Consider the following 23,333-nt stretch of genomic DNA (forward strand, 5'->3'; position numbering starts at 1 on the left):
GAGCAATTTTTCAAACCCAAAACAATTTTTCATACCCAAAGCAATTATTAAAAATCCATAAAAAAAAGTATACTGAATAAAAATTCATGACCTAAAAAATCTACCAAAAAACACAAATAAAAAATAAACGCAAAAAAAATAAATAAAAAAGATAGTACGCCCAATAGTGCAATTCATCCATGACCTTGAAGAGGTCATGGTATTCTTGCATCATTTAGATAAATATCAGTTTTCATGCTTTTAAAACATGTTTTGTTTTAAGATTTGTTGCATTAGATGCCTTTTATGATTTTTATGTTTTTTTTCATTTATTCATCGAATTTTTTTATCAATTAATTTTTTTTGCACCGCAAAGTTTATATGGGATGTTTTGTTCACTACAATTTTACAAAATGGCTTCAACAAGCTTTAAATAATTTATAACAGATATATATTCTCTTGAAAAGCCTCAATCTATAAAATATTTTTGGAAGGAGGTGAATAAACATGATGATACTCATTGTAATCAATGTTTATTTATTAATCAGAGTAGTTTCACCGTATGACTTTTCTGGTGTTCTTTCCATGCGTCTGAATGGAGGTGAAAACAGTGGAGTTAATTATCTTGTGCGACATGATGGGTCTGTTGCTCATTTTAATCAGTGAAAATTAATAATATTTAAATTTCAATCCTAGTTGTGTGGGATTTCCCCCCTTGAAACTCTTAACTAAGTGATTGGTTACGAGGTTGCATGATAGAATGTCCAAGTAAATCTCAAGTACTCTGAAATTTACAGGCTAGAGGAAGCCTTGAAACGCTCAACACTATGTGAACAACTGTAAGCATCGTCATAGCTAGCAGTAAGTGGAGTACAATGTTACAATAATATTACTGTAACTATTACTGTATTGCAAATTAGGAGATAAATACTAAGATAATATTTATCTAATCACAACCCACAATATTTGCCGGTGTAGAGGTTGGAGCGTCCTCTTGGCGTTTCTGATAACAGATCAACATGGTAAGCCTGATATGCTCCCCGATCGGGGGTAGGTTGATTGCGAATGATATACATATGTGTAGCAGGTAAAGGATTCCGAAGAAAGCATAATGCCGTTGCAGTCGAAAGACAATGGGAAATAATGAGCATATAAACCATGACGGATACCAGTAAAGCCTAAAACAACTTTTAGGTATGGAGTGGAAACACTGCCCACTTTCGGAAGGTGGACAACTTCAATGTAGACGAAAATTTAAAGGTTCTTTTGCATTATTATCAAAAGGAGGATGATTAACATGAGTAATTCCGCAAATAATAATATTTGTGTGTCCGTATCATCAGACACTACTGATTGGGATTCTACTAATTGGAATAGGGTCGAAAGGTATGTAGATAAACAGCAAAAGCGGATATATGAAGCTGAGGTTAAAAATGATAAACGAAGAGTGAGAAATATTCAAAGATTATTAGCAAATAGTAAGGCAGTCATGTTATTGGCTGTCCGTAGAGTTACTGAAATTAATAAGGGAAGGAATACTCCTGGCCCTGACGGGTTCATTGCTAAAACTAGCAAAGAAAAAGGAGAACTGGTTGATAGATTATCCAAAAAGGATACTTATAAATATAATCCCAGTCCTACCCGCAGGATTTACATTCCAAAGAAAAACGGTAAAGAAAGACCATTAAGTATTCCCTCAATCACTGATAGGATTTATCAAGAAATAATTAGAATTATTCTTGAACCACAAATGGAAGCAAGATTTGAACCAATATCATATGGTTTTAGACCAAAAAGAGGAGTATTTGACGCAATTGAACGTATATTCCAAAATATAAATCATAATAAATGGTGTTGGGTCTTTGAAGGGGATTTTAAAGGTTGTTTTGATAATTTATCCCATGATTTTATTTTAAAACAACTAAAAGGATTTCCCTTAAAAGGAGTGGTGGAAAGAATATTAAAGGCAGGTTATTTAGATAATAATGTTTTTAACGAAACAAACAAAGGCACTCCCCAAGGAGGATTGTTGTCACCACTATTAGCAAATATTGCACTATCGGGACTCGAAGAATGCCTTAATATATCTTATAAAGAAAAGAATTATAATCAAAATGGTGAAAAACGGATAACATATCAAACAAACGGCAATTATCGTGTTGTGAGATATGCCGACGATTTTGTGATATTCTCTAAAACAAAAGAAGAAATAGAAGATGTAAGAAATATTTTAAAACCATATTTAAACGAAAGGGGTTTAGAATTGGCAGAAGACAAAACCAAAATAACACATACGCACAAGGGATTTGACTTTTTAGGTTTCAATTGTAGACTATACAAGACACAAAATCGTTACAAATGCTTAATTAAACCTTCAAAAGAAAGTATTAAGAAAGCAAAAGAGAGAATTAGCGATATATTTAAAGCTTGTCATGGACACAATGTTGATTATCTTATTGAAAAGTTAAATCCTGTTATTAATGGTATTGGTTATTTTTGGAGAATTTCAGTAGCCAAAGAGACATATAACAAAATTGATTACTATATTTGGATAAAGTTATACAAATTTCTAAAAAGACTGCATCCTAATAAAGGTACGAAATGGATAATTAAGAAATATTTCCCCCAATATGATGATGAGGGAAATTTTATTGGTAAATGGACTCTTATAGGTCCTAACGATAAAAATCAGTTAATTAAAATGTCCAGTATCCCAATTAGAAGATGGAACATGATTAAATTCAATTATAGTCCTTATGATGTTAGTAAAACTGAATATTTTGAAACTCGTAGTAAAAATCAATTTAGCCGAAGATAAAGGTCTGCTTGAGCCGTATGTGCTTAATGGCACTCGTACGGTTCTGAGGAGAGTTTGAAGGAGCAATTCTTCATTCTTATCCGACCATCATTGGAACATATTGTCTGAATATCATGACAATAATGTGTCTAATGAAAAATAGAAGATAATGACTCAAATTTTCACCTCACTTAAGGGCAATTAAATAAAAACAAATCAATGGAGGTCTTCGAAAACTAATGTTTTCATGAGGCTTTTCCCCTGAGATAGACACTGTTTAATTGCCTATTTTTCTAAAATCAGTTAAGTTTATATAGGTTATTCAATAATAGAATTATACAAGGGATTTACTTTTAAGTAAACCTCTATTAAGACGCAAAAATATTTTATTATTAATGTCTAATACGGGATATTGCAGGGATTTTTCTCTGCAATAGGACATTAATCTTATTTTTTAAAAAACTTGATTAATTAAATTCTTCTCTATTTTTTGTTAAGAAACCATGTAATTCATATATTATTACCATTCGATTTAAAATAGTTAGGCTCATAAATATCAGTTTATTTGATGGGATACTATGATGACTGGATTAATAATTGTTTACATTCGCAATATTTTTATGCTTTAAAATCAAATGCTATCGTGTAGAGGTTAAACCATGAAAATATTATTGATTAACGGAAGCCCCAACAAAGAGGGCTGTGTAAACAGGGCATTGGAAGAAATTGTCGATACATTAAAAAAGAATGATGTTGAAGCGGAAATATTATGGCTTGGCAAAAAGGCAATGCAGGACTGCATAGACTGCATGAAATGTGTTGAAAATGGAAAATGCATATATGATGACCTGGTTAACCAGACTGCAGACAGAATGGATGAATTTGACGGCATGATAATAGGATCTCCCGTATATTATGGAGGACCTAACGGAAGACTGACATCATTTCTTGACCGTTTAATGTTCAGTATTGACGGATCTAAAATTGAAGGAAAACTGGCAGCTTCAGTAGTGTCCTGCAGAAGAGGCGGTGCATCAGGAGCATTTGAAAGATTGAACCAGTATTTCCTCATGACAAATATGCATATAGTAAGTTCCCAATATTGGAATCAGATTCATGGCTTTACACCAGAAGATGTTGAAAAAGATATTGAGGGTCTTCAGACAATGCGTACACTTGGAGAAAACTTCGCATATCTTTTAAAAGCACAAAAAGCAGCCAGCGAGTTAGGAATTGAAAAACCAGAACATGAAGAAATAATGCTCACTCATTTCATAAGATAATGTTTAGTGTTAATTTAATATACAGTATAAAAATTATATGCTATTTTTTTTCGATTTTTGTTTTGACCGGTTTCACACAAAATAATGGTAAAAAAATAAATATTATCTAATGAGTTCGTTAGAGAATAACAACTCGATCTAGAATAAAACAAGAAATACACAATTGTCCTAAAAGACAATACTGGTAAGGCAATCAAGAAGGTTAAAGTTATCCTGAAAGTCAAAGGCAAAACCTACAAGGCAAAAACCAACGCCAAAGGAAAAGCAACCTTTAAAATCAAAAACCTTAAGAAAAAAGGCACTTTCAAGGCTAAAATCAAGTTTGCGGGAAACACCTATTACAATGCTGTAACCAAAACAGTTAAAATTAAAATCAAGTAATTGCTTCGGCAGTTACTTTTATTTTTTTTCACAACTTTCGTATAACTATCTGATTTGAAGTAAGAAGTAAGTTTTTTGTCATATCTCCAAATGATTGATATCGCAATATTAAATATAGATGAAAAAGATAAATTAATACTGATATTAACATTAATTTTATAGATTATGAGGAGAAATAATATGGTAGAAACTTTTGTTTTTGGACATAAAAGTCCGGATAGCGATTCAATCACATCAAGTTTGGTAATGACAAACTTGGAAAAGGAATTAGGTAATTCAGAAGCTAAGGCTTACAGATTAGGAAATATCAACAAAGAAACTGAATTCATTTTAGATTATTTGGGCATGGAAGCGCCGGAACTTTTGGAAAGTGTTGAAGATGGTGCCAATGTCATTCTGGTTGACCACAACTCTCCTGCTGAATCAGTTGATAACCTGGAAAATGCAAACATACTGAAAGTTGTTGATCACCACAAGCTTGCTTTGGAAACTTCCTATCCGTTATTCCTAAGATTTGAACCGGTAGGATGTACTGAAACCATTTTATGCAAATTATATGAAGAGAATGATGTGGAAATTACAAAAGAGATTGCTACATTGATGGTATCTGCAATTATTTCAGATACTTTGCTTTTAAAATCACCTACCACAACTGAAGATGATAAGATTGCAGTTGAAAAGCTGGCAAAAATCGCAGAAATAGATGCTGAAGAATACGGTTTGGAAATGCTTAAGGCAGGTACCGATTTAAGCAGTTTCACTATTGATGAGATTTTGGCCCTTGATGCTAAGCAAATTGACTTTAAAGATGTAAAATCAATTGTTAATCAGGTAAACACAGCAGACATTAGCGATGTTATGGCTATGAAGGATGATTTGGAAGCGGGAATGAACAAAATCATCGAAGAGGAAGATTTGGACCTGTTCATGCTCTTAATCACCGATATCGTAAACAGCAATTCACAGGTCATTGCATTGGGCAAAGATGCCTCCTTAGTCGAAAAGGCATATGGTGTAATACTTGAAGATAACACCGTATTACTTGAAGGCGTTGTATCACGTAAAAAACAAGTAGTGCCTATCATGACCGAAAATGCTTAATTGATTTTAGGTTGCCTTAAATATCATGTTTTTTTAAGGTTTTTTCTAAAAATTTATAAAGGATAATTGAAAAAGTATTATGTAGATGTATTTTAAATACATCTCTAATCAATCCATTTTTGGATATTAAATTAGACGGGAAGCATAATTATAAATACTCTATGCATTTTTGCATAACAAAAATTAGAAACTAACATTAATTATGCTTTCATATTTTTTAAACTTTTTTTTTAAATTATTAGGTGTTAAAATGAAAACACTTGAATGGGAAGATAATAAATTAAAACTTATTGATCAAAGAAAACTTCCTGATGAGTTAACTTATGTTTATTGTGATAATTATCAGGATGCTATAATAGCGATTAAGAATATGACTGTACGTGGAGCTCCGGCTATTGGAGTTAGTGCTGCTTTTGCAATGGCATTGGCAGATCTCGAAGGTGTTGATTTGGCTAAGGCTGCAGATGAAATAAAGGCTGCAAGGCCAACAGCAGTCAACTTGTTCTGGGCGGTTGACCGGGTTCTCAATAGTGATGATGCACTTGCTGAAGCACTGAAAATGTATGAAGAGGATATGGCTACAAATAGGGCTATCGGAAAATATGGTGCTGAGGTAATTGATGATGGGGACACAGTATTGACTCACTGCAATGCCGGTGCACTTGCCTGCGTTGATTACGGTACTGCTTTGGGAGTATTTAGAGCAGCACGGGATGCCGGAAAAAGCATTAATGTGATATGTGATGAAACCCGTCCCCGTGGACAGGGTGCAAGTTTAAGTGTCTGGGAAATGCAGCAGGAAAACATTCCGGTAAAGCTGATTCCAGATGTCGCCTCAGGATATCTCATGTCCCAGGGCATGATTGACAAGGTTGTTATCGGCGCTGACCGTATTGCAAAAGGCGGTGTTGTCAATAAGGTGGGTTCCTTTATGGTTGCCCTTGCCGCAAAACATCACGACATTCCTTTTTATGTGGCCGCACCTTACTCCACTTTCGACAATGATATAAACATTTATGATACTGTCATCGAAGAAAGGGATGGGGATGAAGTCCGATTCTATGGGGGAGCAAGGATCTGTCCTGAAGGTACAGAAGTCATCAATCCTGCATTTGACATCACTCCAAAGGAATTGATTACTGGAATTATTACTGAAAAGGGAATTATTGACCCGATTTAGACAATAATTCTCAAATCTTTTTTTCAGTATAAAGTATTTAAGCAATTAAATTTAAAATATTAAATAACATCATGAGAATCTCTACACAATACCAATCAATTTGATTAGAAGTTACGGATTTTGTAATACTTAGAGATTTGAATTGTTAAATTGTATTGAGGGATTATATGGAGATTAAAAGTAAAAAATCAGAAAATTTTCCACCTTTAATTAAGGATTTAGTAAAAGAGTTATTGAAAGGCGATTTTGTACATTTTAAGATATTATGCGCTAATGAGGTCCATCATTTTAACAAAGAAGAGGACACAATCATTGAGTTTGCAGAAACTTACGTAAAAGAAACCAGAGACAACGGTGACATGCTATATATTGCATATCCTGATATTTTTAGAGTAAAGCTGTATCGTGATATGGAACAATATATTGAAGATGAAAAGAAATATAATGCGTTTAATGATGATGATCTCTGGACTGGTAACAGAATCCAGTTCTAAATTAATTATTAATCAATATGATTAATAATTTTCTTATTTTTTAATTTTTGCATCGATTGACACATGCCATTCGTCAGGTGAAATCGATTTGACTTTTCGAGTATTGAGAATTTCTACTTTTTTTCCTGCACTGCTTGCCGCTTCATTCAATCGTTTTATTCCCTGTTCATATGAATCTGAAAACTCATAATAATTGATTATTCCATCATCTTCAATCAAATCAACTGCAACGTCAAGGAAACTGTATGCAAGGCCCGGAAGGTTCATGATTATTCTGTCAAATTTTGTTTTAAATCCTTTACTTACTTCCCGCACATCTCCGCAATGGCTTTCAATGTTTCCTTTCAGTTTATTCAACTTTATATTTTCATCCAGATATTTGATTGCCGCTTCGTTGATGTCGACTGCAGTGATGTCAACATCCTTGTTTCTTGCAATGACAATAGGAAACGGTCCGATTCCACAAAACATGTCAAGGATTTTTTCACCGTCTTTCACGCTTTCCATGACCCTTTTTCTTTCGGTTGCAAGTCTTGGTGAAAAATAAACCTCCCGAACATCCAATTTCAGCCTGACTCCATGCTCCTTATGGATGGTGAGCGAATCGTCCACGCCTGAGAGAAATTCCAAATCACGCACTCTGATGGTTCCCTTTATAGCACTTTTTTTCATGTAAATCGCTTTTCTTTTGGTGAATTTATATGCCGCATCTCCGATAAGCTGCTTTTTGTCTTGTAGCTCATCAGGTATTTCCAAAATAACGATATCTCCAATGGTGTCAAAGGAGGTTTTCAGATTTTCAATTTCCTCGGAGGTCAACTCATCTTCAAGTATTTCAGCAAAATTATGAGGAACCCTTTTCACAGGTTCTAATTCGATATCTTCAATGGCATAACCTTCAATATCATCTGTAATGGGAATATATCCATATTCATCGGTTGTTTTTATTCTATATTCCATGCTCATTAATCCATCGGACATTAATTTAATGCGGGTGTTGTTTATTTCTCTTAATGGAACCTTTACACATTTCATAAAGTTATTTATGTTTAGATTATATAAATAATATCATGTTTTATTTAGTCGGTTTAGGATTATTTGATGAAAAAGATATTTCTCTTAAGGGATTGGAATGTTTAAAAAATGTTGATAAAATTTATGCCGAATTTTTCACATCACGTCTATTCGGTTCAAGTTTTGAAGCCATCGAAGAGTTGGTTGGTCAAAAAATTGAAGTTTTGGTTCGTGGCGAGGTTGAAGAAGAGCATAAATTCATTGAAGAGGCGAAAACTGGTGATGTTGCATTAATCACTGGTGGGGACCCTTTAATAGCAACAACCCATAGCGATTTTCTGGTTCAATGCTCTAAAAAAGGAATTGATTTTGAAGTGATTCACGGATCTTCCATATTGTCCTCAGCACCTGCCATTTCAGGTCTTCAAGGATATAAGTTCGGAAAGGTGACAACAATACCATTTCCGGATTATAACTTCTATCCAAAATCTCCATATGAGGCTATTGAGGAAAATCTTAAAATGGATTTGCACACTCTGGTTTTGCTTGATATTCAGGCTCACAATGATCGCTACATGACTGTAAATCAGGGTTTGGAATATTTAATGAACATTTATGATGATTTGGATCGTGAAGGGCTGATTACTCCTGGCACATTGGCTATGGGAATTGCCCGTGTTGGCTCTAAGGATGTAATTGTAAAGGCAGGAAAAATTTCTGATTTAATTGATTTTGATTTTGGAGGGCCTCTCCATTGCATTGTCATTCCATCAAAGCTCCATATTGTTGAAGCGGAATATCTGGTTGAAATTGCTGGAGCTGACTCTAAAATACTTGATGATGTTTAATTTTTTAAAAATCGGGGGGAGTTGGAAGTAGTTGTGATTCTACTTCCATGAACATATTCGTATCATTTTGGAGATTATAAAATGTTTGACTGATGTTCATCACAAGATATGAAATATACTTCACATCGATTATTACTTTTGTTTTGATTATATATAAATGTTTTTATTTGAGTTTTCAGTGCTATATTTGGGTAATTGTGACTTTGTTTAGTAATTTTTTTTTGAAGAAACTAAAAACGTAAATATGTCTCTTATTTTAAGATTAAAATTTAATATTTCTAATCTCAAAATTAAACAATTGGTAAACAATTTTAATTGGTAGGATCATAATTTGATTAATGTTGCTTAAAAATCTGATTTTAAAAAATAAAAATAGGGGGTTGGAAGTAATGGTGTCTGTACTTCCTATAATGGAATATATTCCAACATTTTGGAGATTTTAAAATGATTGATGTTCATCAAAATATATGAATTTAAATTCACATCGTTTATTAATTATGTTTTAGTGATATTTAAAATTTTTCATTTGTATCGGTATCATGATAGCTGTTTTCAAATCTTTCCTGGAGTGTTAAATATATAAGCGTTTAAGTTCATAATATCTCTAATGGACACTGAAAAGGTATTGGATAGTTTACAAAAAAGAAAGAATTCTCTTAAATTTAAATTAATGCATAGTCGATTGAAACATGGAACATATTCATTTGATAATACTATAAAATACATTCCGGCTGTTTTAAATCAGTATAGTAAGTACGGATCTTTTTTTAAGGCATCTTCAATCGTTGGATTAACTCAAAACGAGATTATGAATTGGTATATTCAGGGGCAATTGGGAAATCCCAAATTCAGAGGGTTTTTCTTAGCGGTTAATGAAATTAACAAATCTGATGCTAAAAATAAAAAGTAGGGTAAAAAGAGAGGAATCTTCCCTAGATTAACCTGATATTATCTCAATTATCTTATTCAATGCTTCTTTTGATTCCGGAACCAATGGATAAATGGGATAAACATGAGCCATTTCTTCACCGTAAATCAGTTGAGCATCAACACCATTGTCCTTAAGTTTGTTGTAAAATTTGGTGACATCGGAATACAGCTCCTCATGTGTTCCCAAAAATAATGTTGTTTTCGGAAGTTTGGACACCTCTCCAAATAATGGGCTCACCTTATAGTCTTTTGTATCCAAATCACCTGCCCAGGCCTTGCCCATTTCACGAAGGCCCTCCACTCCATATAGGGGGTCAACTTCGACAAAATCTTCGTAATCTCCGGACATGGATACGTCAACCCATGGTGATATTAGAATCAGGTGTTCCGGCTGTGTTAATTCTTTGCATGCAAGGTATTCGCAAAATGCGGCAGAAAAACCTCCTCCGGAAGAGTCTCCCATGATTGTGATTGGCTTTCCGGTTTTTAAAACAAATTCATAAAGCTCTTCAACGATAGGGTATGTTTCTTTATAGGTATGGTTTGGTGCAAGGGGGTAAAGCGGAGCATATACTGTTGAATTTGTCTTTTTGGCAATTTTGTCGCAGAAAATTATGTGGGGAATTGTAATTTCATCCACATATGCCCCTCCATGCATATAGATAACTATATGCTCTGTGTTTTCGCCTTCATTAAAAGCAAGAATCTGGCAATCGAACATTTCCTTCTTTTCGACTTTGGTGCGGTAAATTAATTTGGGCATCTTGAAAGGTTTATCTTCAACAAGAGAGCGGTTTTTCATATGTTCGCAGGCGGTATTCTTGTCCTCTAGGGTTTCTTTAAGTGTGTGTTTCAATCCTTTCTCTACAATCTTTGACATTTTTGACATTCTTTCCGACTCCAATATCTAATAAATCAATATTCAAGTTAAATTATATTATTTTTCACAAAATTAATATATTTTTTGTATCAGTTGTGGGGTTCATTTTTTTCACATCCCTGAAAAATCATGATGGTTCTCTTGTGAATCTAAATCAATATTCAAAATCACTCGTCAAAATGGCCTGAGAAAACACTAAAACATTTATTAACTAGTATGTACAATCTATTTCTATGACTAAAAACAGACGTGTTACAATTAGCATCAATAATGACATTGACTTGAATTTTCGCAAATTAGCTTCCAATAAGATGTTATTCAAAACAGGTTGGTATTCCAAAGCAATTGAAGAGGCGATGTTATTGTGGATGGAAAAAGAAAGCAAGCTATAAAATTATTTCTTTCTTTTTTTATTTTTTTTGATAATTTAATGATTAACTATTTAACTAACAAAAAATTAAATTTAATATTATAGAGTGGGTGTCAATAATGGATAGTGAGGAACTTAGAACTGTTCGGGTTTATACAAAAAAGTATACCAGTAAAGATAAAAACGGCAAATCTGTTGAGAAGGAATCTAAGCAGAAGCAAGTTAGTCTTAAAAAAGAAGATCCTTTTGAAGATGATGATTTGGTTAAGGTGTTGTCACAGGAGGATTATCAAAAATTAATCGATAATCAGTTTTCCGATGAAAGGCTTGATGAATTTTACCACATAATCGAAGCCAAAGATGCTGAGATTAAAGAATTGGAAAATCAGATTCAAACACTTAAATCCTCATTTTTTGATGATGTTGATTCTCTTAAGGATGAATTGATATATAAAGATGAACTCATGAAGGCAAAGGATGAAATTCATGAGTTGAACAAGGAAAATAAAAAGATTAATGATGAAAGGGTTGCCATCTTCAAGGAGCTCGATTACAAAAATAAGATGATTCTTGCCTACAATGTCGAATTGAACAAGTCAATCTTGAATGCAATCAACGTGGTCATTGATGAGGCCAGGGAAAACATCAACAGAAGAAATGAGCTGCTTATTTCTGATTTGACTAAATCTGTTGAAAAAGCAAAACATGATGTCAACGAGAAGAACAAGGCTATAGCGTATGATATAAAAAGCACTGTTGAAGACATGAACGAGCAGATTAGAAATACAAGCACCCTTAAGATGATATTAAATAAAAATAAGATTAATTTAAGGGTTCCTACCGACGACTTGCTCAAACCTTTTGATTTTGACTTTGATGTCAACCAGCTGCTTTCAGGCCAAGCTCTGGAATTGGATGCAGCAGAGATTTTAAAAGAGGTAATGCCGAAACTCCCAGAACCGTTCTCCAAATACATTGACACAATCGAAGAGGAATCCCCAGATACAATAGAGGTTTCCACAAAAGAAGAGGAAAATGATGAAGACATTTAACACCGGAAAAATCACTTTCGAATATCCTGTAAGTTGGGAAGTTGAAAAAGCGGATATCCTTTCAAACCCTGACTGCATAGCCACTCTGTCAAAAGGCCAGGACAATTTAATAAATGCAGTAATGTTTCCGACTGCCACCAATCTCGACGATTACAAAATTTTCATGGAAGATGCACTCACTGATGACGGCGGTGTGATTTTGGCTTCGGATTTTGTAAGAATTGCCGATATGGATGCCATTAAGCTCCATGCAAATATGGACACTCCAGAAATTAATTTTGATATTCACACTTACGTATTCATTGAGAATGGTGAAATATTCATTTTTGAAATGAGGACATTGGACGTATCCGGCGAATCCGAAAGGGAATTTAAGGATATTATCTCAACATTCAAAATCCTAAAATAGTTGGGTATGCTCAAGCAGATAGTCCATATGGGTTCTGTCCAGAATTTTTAAGGTTGAGATGTTCTGTGGTGTGGTTCCTGATCTCTCTTCCACAAGGTTTCTTAGGGACTTGTTTTTCATATGTGCATGAATTTCACGAATGACAAATTCCATATTTTCAATATTTTTATTTTCCAGCTCCTCTTGTGAAGTATCCTCATAAATAGGATAGGAGTTTAGGTCATATGCCTTGGTTGGAGTTTGCAATACATTCAAGTGACTGTAGTAATTTGCGCTGTCAGCCAGAAATCCATCAATCCCCATATATGTTAAAATAGGCATGAAAGATAATTCTGCAAATGAGAAAATGAAATAACTGTCCTTTCGTGCTTGTTTTTTAAGAGACACTATCAATTCAACAAGCTCTTTTGGATTGGTCAGCAGGGCATCGCCATTGGCTATGATAAATCCGTTATAACCGATTTCCTCCAATTTTTTTAAGCACTCAATTCTCAAATCAATGTATTTTGAACCTTGGATAACGGCTATGTCACATTCATCGACATTTTCTTCGGCTAGTCGTAATGTTTCTTTAACATTAAATTCAGCTATTTCCCTGTCTACGTTATGTGCTGAACCCTGATTTGGAGCGATTTTCAAATCATTTCTAAAAAATAATTTTGGGCTTGGTTCACTGTCTATTTTTCCGATTCTGCCAGGTCCGTCATGTGATCTGATTTCAAATTTTTTCTTCATTTGCGTCTTCCTTTTTTGTTTCTATTTAATAATTAGTTTTTTAGGTTTATATAAATTTTTCATTAACTGTAACCTTTTTGATTACACAACTAAAAATTTTAGTAAGCTTTATATATGTTCTTTTAAAGAATATTAGTATGGATTTGAGGAGATTATCCGATGATTATCCGAGGTGTGTTTTCAATGACTATAATAAATCGTTTAAAATCCTTGTTTAAAGGAGAAAATGAAGAAACAGACATCAATAATGATGTATCAAACACATCTGACGATGTCCAAGTTACATCTTCACATATTGAAAATGAACCTGTCGTTACTGAGGAAGAACCAGTTGTTGAAGTTGAGGAAGCAGCTGTGGAAGAATCAGAAGACAGTGTTGAAGATTTAGCTTCTGATGACATCGACCCTATTGAGGAAAAAGTTGAAGCTCTCAAGGAAGAAATCCATGAGAAAGTTGAGGCTAAAAAAGAAGAAATTCATGAAAAAGTTGAAGCTTTCAAGGAAGAAGTCCAAGAGAAAGTTGAAGCTGAATTAGATGCCGAAGAAGCTGATGAAGATTCAAAAAATAATGATAAAGAGAGAGATAAAATGACTTTATTGACTGATAAAGAATTATTAACTGATGTAAATCGTGATCCAGATTTCACTGCTGAATTCATTGATTCTGGAATTGAAACTGTAAAACACTGTTTCCAATGTGGTACCTGTAGTGGTAGTTGCCCATCAGGAAGAAGAACTCCTTATAAAGTAAGACAAATTGTCAGAAAATGTTTACTTGGTTTAAAAGAAGAAGTAATCACTGACGATGCTTTATGGATGTGTACTACTTGTTACACCTGCCAAGAAAGATGTCTCAGAAGTGTTAAAATCGTAGAAATTATCAAAAAAGCTCGTAATATTGCTGCACACGCAGGTTACATGGCAAAACCTCACAAAATGACTGGTGTATTTGTAATGAATACCGGTCACGGTGTACCAATCAATGATGCTACCAAAGCTTTAAGAGCTAAAATTGGACTTCCAGAAATTCCACCAACAACCCATGCTTATCCTGAAGCATTAGAAGAAGTTCAAAAAATATGTAAAATTACTGGATTTGATGAATTAATCGGTTATGATGAAGAAACCGGTGGATTAAAAGAATAAATGAATTGAGGAGAGTTATAATATGGAAATTGCATACTTCTTAGGTTGTATTATGAACAACCGTTATCCTGGTGTTGAAAAAGCTACCAGAAAATTATTCGAAGCATTAGATATAAACTTAGTTGATATGGAAGGAGCATCTTGTTGTCCTGCTCCAGGTGTATTTGGATCTTTTGATGAAGAAACCTGGGCTACTATTGCTGCTCGTAACTTAACTCTTGCTGAAGACATTGGTGCTGACATTATGACCGAATGTAACGGATGTTTCGGTTCATTATTTGAATGTAACCACATGTTAAAAGAAAGTGAAGAGAAAAAAGCTGAAATTAACGCTAACTTAGCTGAAATCGGTAGAGAATACAAAGGAACTATTAACGTAAAACACTTCGCTCAAATCTTAAGAGACGATGTTGGATTTGAAAAATTAGCTTCCTTAATCGAAAAACCTTTAGACTTAAATGTAGCTGTACACTACGGCTGCCACTTCTTAAAACCTACTGAAACCATTGGTATTGAAGACAACGCAGAAAACCCATCTATCTTAGATGACCTTGTAGAAATCACTGGTGCTAAATCAGTTGACTACAAAGACAAAATGATGTGCTGTGGTGCTGGTGGAGGTTTAAGATCCAGAGATTTAGATGTAACTACCAGTTTCACTAAAGAAAAACTCGATCATATGACTGAAGCAGGAGTAGATGCAATCGTTAACGTATGTCCTTTCTGTCACTTACAATTTGACCAAGGTCAAACTGAAGTTAACGAAAGATACGGAACCGACTTTGCATTACCAGTATTCCACTTAGCTCAATTATACGGATTAGCTATGGGATTATCTGCTGAAGAGTTAACCTTCGACGCTCAAAAAATCGATGCAACTCCAGCAATTAAAAAAGCTTTAGGTGAATAAGTTTAAGGATTTCAATCCTTATCTTTTTTTATTTTTTTGTGCATTGAAAACACATTTCGGTTAGTTATCTTTTGATAACTATTTTTTTTATGGCAAATTTTTTTTGTTTGTATCAATACGAATGATTAGCAATCATGTTTATATACTAGTAAGTAAATAAAGTTAATTGATATATTTAAGAGGTGTAATTATGTTTGTAGCAACATTAGATGGTATATTTAGATATGCAGACTTACCTGAAGAATATGAACCTTATGTTCAATTTAAAGCAACTATTGACAAAAGAGAACTCAAACCAAACGATGAACTCGCAATTTTAAACATTGCAGGTACTTCCACTCATCATGTCTTATTCTTAGATTCTTATAGTAGCACTGATGAAATTGAAAGAGAACTAAAAGAAGCAGATGCTAAAATTAATCACACTACTTTAAAAATTATAGGTGGACATTTATGAGTTTGCCATCAGAACAAACTTGGTTAGTTCTGAATAATCTTATAAAAGATTTGACAAAGAGGGGACATAAAATCCCTGATGGAATTAACCCTGAGATGGGATTAATCAGATCATCAATTAGTTCATATAAAAGAGACCCTTCCCATCCTGAATTAATTAATGGTTTGGCAAAAGCAGAAATGTCTTTAAATAATATTCAAGGAACTCTTTTAATCATTGCTGAGGAAGAAGGTGAAGAGTACGTTGATTATTGGCTTGATTTATTGAAACAGGCTATGCGAGGAAAAGAAGTATTCGAATTTGCGGATTCAAAGTCCAGATTTTTAGTAAATACTCCTCCTGGTTTGACAACAGGCAGGATTAATTTGAAAGTTCCTTTAGCTGAAGAAAGAGTTCAAGAAATTGCAGAGTGGAACGGACTTATAATTGAATATGAAGATGATGTGACTATTCAATTACACGGTGATAGGGAAGATCTTAAATTCGGATTAAAAGAAATGGGATCTTTCTTTTTAGAAGATTAAAAAGGTGATTTTATGGTTAAAATATTAGCAATTAGTGATGTTCACGGTGAAGAAAATGAAAATTTATACACTTATCTAAATAACAATGACATTGATTTAGTTTTGATTTTAGGGGATATTACCGATTTCGGACCTCTTGATTTTGTAGAGACTTTTATTAATAAGGTAGCTGATTGCGACGTTGATGTAATAGCTATTCCTGGAAACTGTGACCCTAATGGAATTTGTAATGCTATTAATGATGTTGCATTCTGTCTTCACAACAATATCATTGCTTATGGCGATGCTATATTATTTGGTTTTGGTGGATCTAATCCAACTCCATTCGACACTCCCGGTGAAATGGATGATGATAAAATCTACAGGCAGGTATATGACTTATTAGCTAATTATGATTATGTCTACAATTCAGATGTTCCTAAAGTAAAGATTTTGGCAACTCATGCGCCTCCTTTCAACACTGATGCAGATAGGGTTGAAAATGGTGAACACGTTGGCAGTCCGGGAATTTTAAAGTCTATTCATGAGTTTGAACCTCAAATAAACTTATGCGGACATATCCATGAGGCAAAATGTCTAACTAAAATCGGGAAAACTACTGATGTAGCAAACCCTGGAATGCTTAAAGATAATGGAGCTGTTTTAATTGATGTTAAAGATGGCTCTAATTATGATATAAGCATCATTTCATTAGAAGAATAATTTTTCTTCTTTCTTTTTTCTATTTTTGTTCAATTTTTTTCAAAATCAAATAAAAAATTTTATTTACGATTAATTTTAGATAGTTATTTAGATATTTTATTAGAAAGTGATTATCATGATTTGGGTTACTGGAGATGTTGATGGAAAAAAATACAAAGAACCCTTTTCTAAAGGAATAATGTCCCGTTCTCTAAATGTAGCCGATATTGGAATTGAAAGGGCTCATGAAATTGCAAGCGATATTGAAGCCAACTTAATTAAAAATAATGTTTCTGAGATTTCAAGCGGAGAATTGGCTAGTGTTGTTTTAACTCATTTGGAGAATATTGATCAGGATTTCGCAATCAAATATAAAAATTGGAGGTCCTTAAGAAATTCTAGGGAGCCATTAATTATTTTAATTGGTGGGGCTTCAGGAGTTGGGACATCCTCTATGGCATTTGAGCTTGCTAACAGGTTAAGATTAAAGAATCTTATAAGCACAGACATGATTCGTGAAGTAATGAGAAAGATAGTTTCTAAGGAATTGAGTCCGGTAATTCATAAATCCAGCTTCGATGCATATGAAAGTGTAAGAACTCCTTCAATCAGGATAGATTCAGTCATTGAGGGATTTATCAGTCATGTGGATGTTGTCAATGTTGGTATCGAAGCTATTATTGAAAGATCTGTTAAGGAGGGCATCAGCACTATCATAGAAGGGGTCCATGTCGTTCCGGGTTTTATTCGAAGAGATTTAATGGAAAATAACAATATTATACTGTTTACCCTAACGGTGGATGATGAGGATGCGCATAAACAAAGATTTTATTCAAGATGCAGGCAGCCTTGGGTAAAAAGGTCTCTTGACAGGTATATGGATAATTTTGATGCCATTAGAAAAACTCAAAGGTTTTTGGTTGAACAGGCAAAGATTCACGATACACGTATAATCAATAATGTGGATATTAATGAGACTATTGAAATTATGGTTGATGATATTCTCAAGGAATTCGGTGGTGTAGACAATGTTGAACAAGAAAGTTAAAGATATCATGACAACTGAAGTGGTAACAACTACTTCAGACGTTGATGTTGTAAATGCATTTGAAAAATTGATGGAATATAAAATCAGTTCTCTTCCTGTTGTTGAGGACGATAAGTTAATTGGGATTATAACTGCAACTGATGTAGGACATAATCTTATCTTGGATAAATATGAACTGGGCACTAGTGTTAAAGAAATCATGATTTCTCCGGTAGTTACTGTATCTCCTGATGACACTATTGAAACTGCTATTAAGGCCATGAAAGAAAGTTGTTCTACTTCAGGTATATTAAATCAGCTTCCTGTTGTTGATGGAGATGAATTATTGGGAATCATTTCTGATGGAGATATAATTCAGGATATATTTTAATATTTCCTATAATCCTTTATTTTTTTCAGATTTAATCCATTTTAACTTAGTTACTGTAAATAATTTTTTTTCTAGAAAATCATTTTAATTAATTTTTTATGATTTTTTCTATTTTTTTAGCACTTTTTTGATAACATTTATATAATATTAAAATCAAAAATAAAGTTTGGCTAGACTGGAGGGTTAGGGGTCCTCTGTAAGCACACACCCCCTTTGGTGCAGTTGAAGTTCAAAAGGCGGCTTTTTAAGAGAATATAAGCCTAGAAAGACAACATAGAAACCTCGTCCTACAGGATTGGTGGTGATGAAGTTTTTACTGGAGGGTAAAGACTAGTCGTCTCTGATATGGGAACGGGTCAGGCCCGGAAGGGAGCAGCTCTACTGTTAACATTCAATGCTTGTAGAATCCCGGGGTGGAGTTGGATTTTTAGATCACTTATATTTTTGAGATTAGTCCACTTTTGAACATGCCATTTATATAAAAAAGATTAAGTTTATTAATGAGTTTTTACATATAATTTAATATACTGTTTTTCATATGTCGGGATGGCCCAGCCTGGTACGGCGTCGGACTGCTAATCCGATGGTCATATGACCACCCGGGTTCAAATCCCGGTCCCGGCGTTTTATTCATCTATTTTTTGGTCATGATTATACTCTAATCCTATTGGGCATGCATGCACCATCACTGATTTTACTTCAGGAATTTCTTTTAGGATATTATTTTCCACAGTATGCACAATCTTATGTGATTCGTCTAGTGTCATGCTTCCGTCAACTTCAATATGCAGATAGACTGTAGCGTATGATCCGAAATAGTCGACTTTGATGTTGTGTGCGTTTTGGGCGTATGGTGTGCTGTCGGCAATATTTTTTATCTTATTTATTAAATCTTGGGAAGGTATTTTGCCCATGATATTGTCTATATTTTCTTTGGCAATTTCGTATGCTGTTTTTATAATCAGCAAACCAATTATAAAACCAACAATCGGATCTAAAATGGGATATCCTATATTTGATACGGCAACTCCGACTAATACGGCAATTGATGAGAATATGTCTGTTTTTTGATGCTTGCCGTCTGCAACTATTGCAGGACTTTTAATTTCTCTGCCGACTCTGATAATGTATTCACTTATGATGAAGTTAACAAATATTCCAAAGACTGCCATCAATGCGGCATATAAATTGGGAACGGTAATCAATTCGGGATGCATTACCTTGTCTAAAGCACCTGTAATGATTTCATAGGCTACTAATGCTAAAAATACAACAATAACCAATCCGCTTATGGCCTCTGCACGACCATGCCCTATTGGATGTTCTTTATCGGCTGGCTTTTGGCCTATTTTGAATCCGGCATATGCTATGATGGAGGTTATAACATCAGAAAGGGTATGTCCTCCTTCAGACACCAGCGCATAACTTCCACTCAGCACTCCCACGATGACATTTAGAATGGTCAGTATGATGTTTGCAGATATTGCAACTGCAGATGCCTTGGTTCCAGCCTTGGTTCTATATTCATCCATTAACTACACGCTCTTCTAGAATATCCATTGCTTTTTCGATGTTTTCATAGGAATTTGCATAGGACATTCTTATGTGATTTTTGCCATTGTCTCCAAATGCAGATCCCGGAACTGTAATCACGCCTGCCTTGGCTGCCTTTTGAACAAAGTTTTCATCTTCTATTTTTGGGAATACATAAAATGCGCCTTCTGCATTAACTGTCTCATAGCCCATTCCGTTCAAACGTGAGACAATCAGGTCTCTTCTTCTCTGGAATTCCTTAACCATTTTTTGGACTTCGTCCTGTGGTCCGGTCAATGCTTCATATGCTCCTTTTTGTGCTGTGGAATTGGAACAGGCGATACTGTTTTGATGTACTTTAAACAGCTCTTCGGTATGTTCCTCATTTGCTGTCAGATAACCTATTCTTAATCCTGTCATTGCATATGTTTTTGAAAATCCATTTATTGTAATAACATTATCGCTATATCTTGCAGGGGAATAATGTTTTTTATCATAGATTATCTTTTCATAGATTTCATCTGAGATAATTAAAAAATTATGGTCCATTGATAAATCCGCAATTGCCTTAATGTCCTCTTTTTCCATTACTGCACCAGTTGGGTTGGATGGGGAATTTAAGAAAATGGCTTTTGTTTTCGGAGTGATTTTTTCTAAGACATCTTCAGCTTTCAATTTGAATTCATTTTCCATCTTACAGTCAACAGGCACTATGCTTCCTCCTGCCAGATTTATGACAGATTCATATAGCAGGAAGCTAGGGTCAGGTAAGATGATTTCATCGCCGGGTTCCATAAATGCCTGGGCACTAATGTATAATGCTTCACTGGCTCCCACTGTCACAATGACATTTTCAGGATCGGTATTTATTCCGTTATCTTTTTTGAATTTTTTCACAATCTCTTCTCTTAATTCTATATATCCCTTGTTTGAACTGTAATGGGTATAGTTTTCATCAATTGATTTTTTCATTGCATCCTTAATGTTTTGGGGAACGTCAAAATCAGGTTCTCCAATTCCCAAGTTAATTGCATCGGGATTTGTCACTTCAAACATTTTTCTAATCAATGATAATTCAATTAGTTTTGTTCTGCTTGCAGGTTTTATCATAAATATTACCTCACTTGTTATAATATATATTATTATAGTAAATTTATTTTTTTCTAGTAATTATTTTTCACAAACTCCACAATTGTAGCATGTTGATGTTTCACACCATGGTGTTTGCTTCAAGGTTTTCAATCGCCTGTGTTCATTTTTTAAAAATCTTTCGTTTATGCCGGTATCAATATTGCTCCAAGGCAGTAAATCGTCAATATTATAATCCGGTGTCAATTCTCTCCATTCTTTGAGTGTGGGTTGTTGCGTTAAAGATTTTTCAAGAAGTGTAGAAACACCCCTATCTCCACAAGAGAGTATATATTGGATTAGTCCTTTTTTAGGACTTTCGCACTTTATGTTATAATTTTTCATTTCCTTTTTAATATATCTGGTTTTCTTTTTAATGTCCTTAAAATCATAACGCTCCCATTGAAGTGGCGTGTGGGGTTTAGGAATCACCGGATTTACACTGAATTTCACTCTTTTCGGATTTTTATGCATACTTGCAATTTTTTTCATATACTCGCAAAGCTCGCGAATATCATCAAAACTTTCGCCAGGTATTCCTATTAAAAAATATAATTTAATGTTAAAGTCCAAATCAACAGCATTTTTTATTACTGTAAAAATTTGCTCTTCCAGTATGTCTTTATTTATTACTTTTCTGAGCCGACTTATTGATTCTGGTGCAAGAGTTATTGTTTTGAGTCCGCTCTTTTTTAAACTTTCCAGAGTTTCTTTTGTAATGGATTCTATTCTTAATGAGGGTGTTGAAATTTGAAAACCTTCCTCCTCAAGACCGCCGATTAATTCGTTTAAATTGCTGTAGTCAGAAACTGCAGCTCCAATTAACGTAATCTTATTTAATCCAGTGTTTTTCCTATTTTCAAGGGCAATATCAATTAACTTTTTCCAGCTTGTTTCTCGCATGGGCCTGTAAAGATAGCCGGCCATGCAAAATCTGCAGCCTCTTGTACAGCCTCTTGAAACATTCAGCATTATCGTATTGTTAAAGACACTTTGGTAATTTTCATCGTCACTTTCGCTTATAATCGGCTGGGTGATATGGTAAGTTTCATCAAGGTTATCTACAACTCTCATTTTTGTTTTGTTATCAAATTCGGGAATGTAAATGCCCTTGATATCTAAAAATTTTCTTAAATCTTTTTGAAAATTTTTATAAACATCTAATAATTCGTCCATTGTCTTTTCGCCTTCTCCAATGATGAAAAGATCAATATAGTCGGATAATGGCATTGGATTTGCAGTGGCACAAGGGCCTCCGGCAATGATTAATGGGTCATTTTCGCTCCTATTTTCCCTTTTCAGCGGAATTCCAGAATCTCTTAACATTTCCAGTAAATTAAAATAGTCTTCCTCAAATTGGAGAGTAAAGCTTATTATGTCAAAATGCTTAATGGGGGTGTTTGATTCAATTGATTTGACATTGGGGTAAATTATCCTCTCACACCAGGTATCCTCACGTTCATTTATTAGATTATATAAAATATTATAACCCATAGATGACATTGCAGTTCGATAAATGTTCGGATAACCTAATCCGAGCCTTATATCGACATTTCGGTAGTTTTTTTGGAATATGTTTTTTTCATACAACATCAAATCAACTTTTTTTCAGGCTTTTCAATTTTCAATTTAGTTCCCTATTTTCAATATAATATTTCAATTTCATGTTATTTTTAGTTATCGGCACAATTGTCCTTTTGATTTTAATGTAATTATTGAATTTTTTTTAATTTTTAATAAAAAGTATTGCCAATTATAAATTTTATTTTTTATCTATTTTATAAAATTTTAGTTAACTTTTAAGATTTTTAATTTTATCATGTTTGATTTCGCCATGTTTTTTGCTTTATTGGCGATTTCTATTTTGTTTTAATCTTTTTTTATTAATTTGAGCAATTTAAATGGGTTTTTTGCATATTGGGGTTTCAATAACATTTATATAAGATAAGCATTATAAGTTTTATCCACTCATTATGAAATACTATGTCTAGTATAATCATATTTTGCTATAAAATTTTCGTAATGAGAACCAAGAGGTGGAAAAATTTCGATAAAAAAAAGATCATTAATGATTTTGGTTGTA

Annotated in this window: 24 protein-coding genes, 1 tRNA gene and 1 other RNA gene; 20 read left to right on the plus strand and 6 right to left on the minus strand. The window is 33.8% G+C overall.

The features are described 5' to 3' along the window. Positions 1-486: 486 nt before the first annotated feature. The 6 genes from QZ138_RS04825 (at position 487) to QZ138_RS04850 (ending at position 7,215) form a co-directional block, all read left to right on the plus strand. The gene (locus QZ138_RS04825; protein ID WP_292886887.1) at positions 487-645 is read left to right on the plus strand and encodes a hypothetical protein; all 159 of its coding nucleotides are present in this window, start codon (positions 487-489) and stop codon (positions 643-645) included. A 631-nt stretch (positions 646-1,276) separates the two neighbouring features. Then, on the plus strand, positions 1,277-2,797 hold the full coding sequence (gene ltrA, locus QZ138_RS04830; protein ID WP_292886890.1) for a group II intron reverse transcriptase/maturase: 1,521 nt from the start codon (positions 1,277-1,279) through the stop codon (positions 2,795-2,797). Positions 2,798-3,435: 638 nt separating this feature from the next. Beyond that, on the plus strand, positions 3,436-4,059 hold the full coding sequence (locus QZ138_RS04835; RefSeq protein ID WP_292886893.1) for a flavodoxin family protein: 624 nt from the start codon (positions 3,436-3,438) through the stop codon (positions 4,057-4,059). A 561-nt stretch (positions 4,060-4,620) separates the two neighbouring features. After that, positions 4,621-5,541: a manganese-dependent inorganic pyrophosphatase gene (locus tag QZ138_RS04840; protein ID WP_292886895.1), complete on the plus strand. Its 921-nt coding sequence runs from the start codon at positions 4,621-4,623 to the stop codon at positions 5,539-5,541. A 250-nt stretch (positions 5,542-5,791) separates the two neighbouring features. Further along, complete coding sequence (mtnA, locus tag QZ138_RS04845; protein ID WP_292886898.1) at positions 5,792-6,721, plus strand: S-methyl-5-thioribose-1-phosphate isomerase; 930 nt, start codon at positions 5,792-5,794, stop codon at positions 6,719-6,721. A 167-nt stretch (positions 6,722-6,888) separates the two neighbouring features. Next, entirely contained in the window at positions 6,889-7,215 is a 327-nt protein-coding gene (locus QZ138_RS04850) for a hypothetical protein (RefSeq protein ID WP_292886901.1), read from the plus strand. Positions 7,216-7,248: 33 nt separating this feature from the next. Here QZ138_RS04850 and QZ138_RS04855 read toward each other — a convergent pair whose 3' ends face one another. Then, on the minus strand, positions 7,249-8,250 hold the full coding sequence (locus tag QZ138_RS04855) for a class I SAM-dependent methyltransferase family protein (protein WP_292886904.1): 1,002 nt from the start codon (positions 8,248-8,250) through the stop codon (positions 7,249-7,251). 35 nt (positions 8,251-8,285) lie between these two features. Here QZ138_RS04855 and dph5 point away from each other — a divergent pair, with 35 nt between their 5' ends. Together dph5 and QZ138_RS04865 are read left to right on the plus strand one after the other, a co-directional pair. Further along, a complete protein-coding gene (gene dph5, locus QZ138_RS04860) occupies positions 8,286-9,077 on the plus strand; it encodes a diphthine synthase (RefSeq protein WP_292886908.1) in 792 nt (263 codons plus the stop codon). 607 nt (positions 9,078-9,684) lie between these two features. Further along, positions 9,685-9,987, plus strand: a complete 303-nt coding sequence (locus QZ138_RS04865) for a hypothetical protein (RefSeq protein ID WP_292886911.1) — start codon at positions 9,685-9,687, stop codon at positions 9,985-9,987. Between the two features lie 27 nt (positions 9,988-10,014). On the opposite strand, the gene QZ138_RS04870 is transcribed toward QZ138_RS04865, so the two are convergent. Next, complete coding sequence (locus QZ138_RS04870) at positions 10,015-10,896, minus strand: alpha/beta hydrolase fold domain-containing protein (RefSeq protein ID WP_292886914.1); 882 nt, start codon at positions 10,894-10,896, stop codon at positions 10,015-10,017. Between the two features lie 224 nt (positions 10,897-11,120). Between QZ138_RS04870 and QZ138_RS04875 the strand changes: the two genes are divergently transcribed. From QZ138_RS04875 to QZ138_RS04885, 3 genes are all read left to right on the plus strand, one after another. After that, on the plus strand, positions 11,121-11,279 hold the full coding sequence (locus tag QZ138_RS04875) for a hypothetical protein (protein ID WP_292604546.1): 159 nt from the start codon (positions 11,121-11,123) through the stop codon (positions 11,277-11,279). 97 nt (positions 11,280-11,376) lie between these two features. Then, positions 11,377-12,309: a hypothetical protein gene (locus tag QZ138_RS04880; RefSeq protein WP_292886917.1), complete on the plus strand. Its 933-nt coding sequence runs from the start codon at positions 11,377-11,379 to the stop codon at positions 12,307-12,309. Continuing rightward, positions 12,293-12,718, plus strand: a complete 426-nt coding sequence (locus QZ138_RS04885) for a hypothetical protein (RefSeq protein ID WP_292886920.1) — start codon at positions 12,293-12,295, stop codon at positions 12,716-12,718. The genes QZ138_RS04880 and QZ138_RS04885 overlap by 17 nt, the downstream gene beginning before the upstream one ends. Here QZ138_RS04885 and QZ138_RS04890 read toward each other — a convergent pair. Then, positions 12,710-13,453, minus strand: a complete 744-nt coding sequence (locus QZ138_RS04890; protein WP_292886922.1) for an archaeosine tRNA-ribosyltransferase — start codon at positions 13,451-13,453, stop codon at positions 12,710-12,712. The two genes, QZ138_RS04885 and QZ138_RS04890, sit on opposite strands and share 9 nt — an antisense overlap. 183 nt (positions 13,454-13,636) lie before the next feature. Between QZ138_RS04890 and hdrC the strand changes: the two genes are divergently transcribed. The 9 genes from hdrC (at position 13,637) to QZ138_RS04935 (ending at position 19,213) form a co-directional block, all read left to right on the plus strand. Beyond that, the gene (gene hdrC, locus QZ138_RS04895) at positions 13,637-14,599 is read left to right on the plus strand and encodes a CoB--CoM heterodisulfide reductase subunit C (RefSeq protein ID WP_292604555.1); all 963 of its coding nucleotides are present in this window, start codon (positions 13,637-13,639) and stop codon (positions 14,597-14,599) included. Between the two features lie 22 nt (positions 14,600-14,621). Then, positions 14,622-15,509 carry a CoB--CoM heterodisulfide reductase subunit B gene (gene hdrB, locus QZ138_RS04900; protein WP_292886925.1) on the plus strand — a complete coding sequence of 296 codons (888 nt, stop codon included), beginning with the start codon at positions 14,622-14,624 and terminating at the stop codon, positions 15,507-15,509. A gap of 190 nt (positions 15,510-15,699) precedes the next feature. Next, complete coding sequence (locus QZ138_RS04905) at positions 15,700-15,966, plus strand: DUF749 domain-containing protein (protein WP_292886928.1); 267 nt, start codon at positions 15,700-15,702, stop codon at positions 15,964-15,966. Continuing rightward, positions 15,963-16,490 carry a DUF2096 domain-containing protein gene (locus QZ138_RS04910; protein ID WP_292886930.1) on the plus strand — a complete coding sequence of 176 codons (528 nt, stop codon included), beginning with the start codon at positions 15,963-15,965 and terminating at the stop codon, positions 16,488-16,490. Before QZ138_RS04905 ends, QZ138_RS04910 begins: the two co-directional genes overlap by 4 nt. Before the next feature lie 12 nt (positions 16,491-16,502). After that, positions 16,503-17,192 (plus strand): metallophosphoesterase, encoded by a 690-nt coding sequence (locus QZ138_RS04915; protein ID WP_292886933.1) that lies wholly within the window; start codon positions 16,503-16,505, stop codon positions 17,190-17,192. 115 nt (positions 17,193-17,307) lie between these two features. Beyond that, complete coding sequence (locus tag QZ138_RS04920) at positions 17,308-18,219, plus strand: 2-phosphoglycerate kinase (protein ID WP_292886936.1); 912 nt, start codon at positions 17,308-17,310, stop codon at positions 18,217-18,219. Further along, positions 18,200-18,589, plus strand: coding sequence for a CBS domain-containing protein (locus QZ138_RS04925; RefSeq protein WP_292886939.1), 390 nt, complete (start codon positions 18,200-18,202; stop codon positions 18,587-18,589). Before QZ138_RS04920 ends, QZ138_RS04925 begins: the two co-directional genes overlap by 20 nt. Before the next feature lie 163 nt (positions 18,590-18,752). Next, positions 18,753-19,066, plus strand: an RNA gene (gene ffs / locus QZ138_RS04930) — signal recognition particle sRNA. A 63-nt stretch (positions 19,067-19,129) separates the two neighbouring features. Beyond that, positions 19,130-19,213, plus strand: a tRNA-Ser gene (locus tag QZ138_RS04935). 2 nt (positions 19,214-19,215) lie between these two features. Here the strand turns inward: QZ138_RS04935 and QZ138_RS04940 are convergent. The 3 genes from QZ138_RS04940 to QZ138_RS04950 are packed head-to-tail and all read right to left on the minus strand — an operon-like array spanning position 19,216 to position 22,843. Beyond that, a complete protein-coding gene (locus QZ138_RS04940; protein WP_292886942.1) occupies positions 19,216-20,121 on the minus strand; it encodes a cation diffusion facilitator family transporter in 906 nt (301 codons plus the stop codon). After that, a complete protein-coding gene (locus QZ138_RS04945; RefSeq protein ID WP_292886946.1) occupies positions 20,114-21,232 on the minus strand; it encodes a pyridoxal phosphate-dependent aminotransferase in 1,119 nt (372 codons plus the stop codon). Before QZ138_RS04945 ends, QZ138_RS04940 begins: the two co-directional genes overlap by 8 nt. 60 nt (positions 21,233-21,292) lie before the next feature. Further along, positions 21,293-22,843: a radical SAM protein gene (locus QZ138_RS04950; protein ID WP_292886948.1), complete on the minus strand. Its 1,551-nt coding sequence runs from the start codon at positions 22,841-22,843 to the stop codon at positions 21,293-21,295. Positions 22,844-23,333: the final 490 nt, after the last annotated feature.

Source organism: Methanobrevibacter sp. UBA212 (genome assembly GCF_905233225.1).
GTDB lineage: Archaea > Methanobacteriota > Methanobacteria > Methanobacteriales > Methanobacteriaceae > Methanocatella.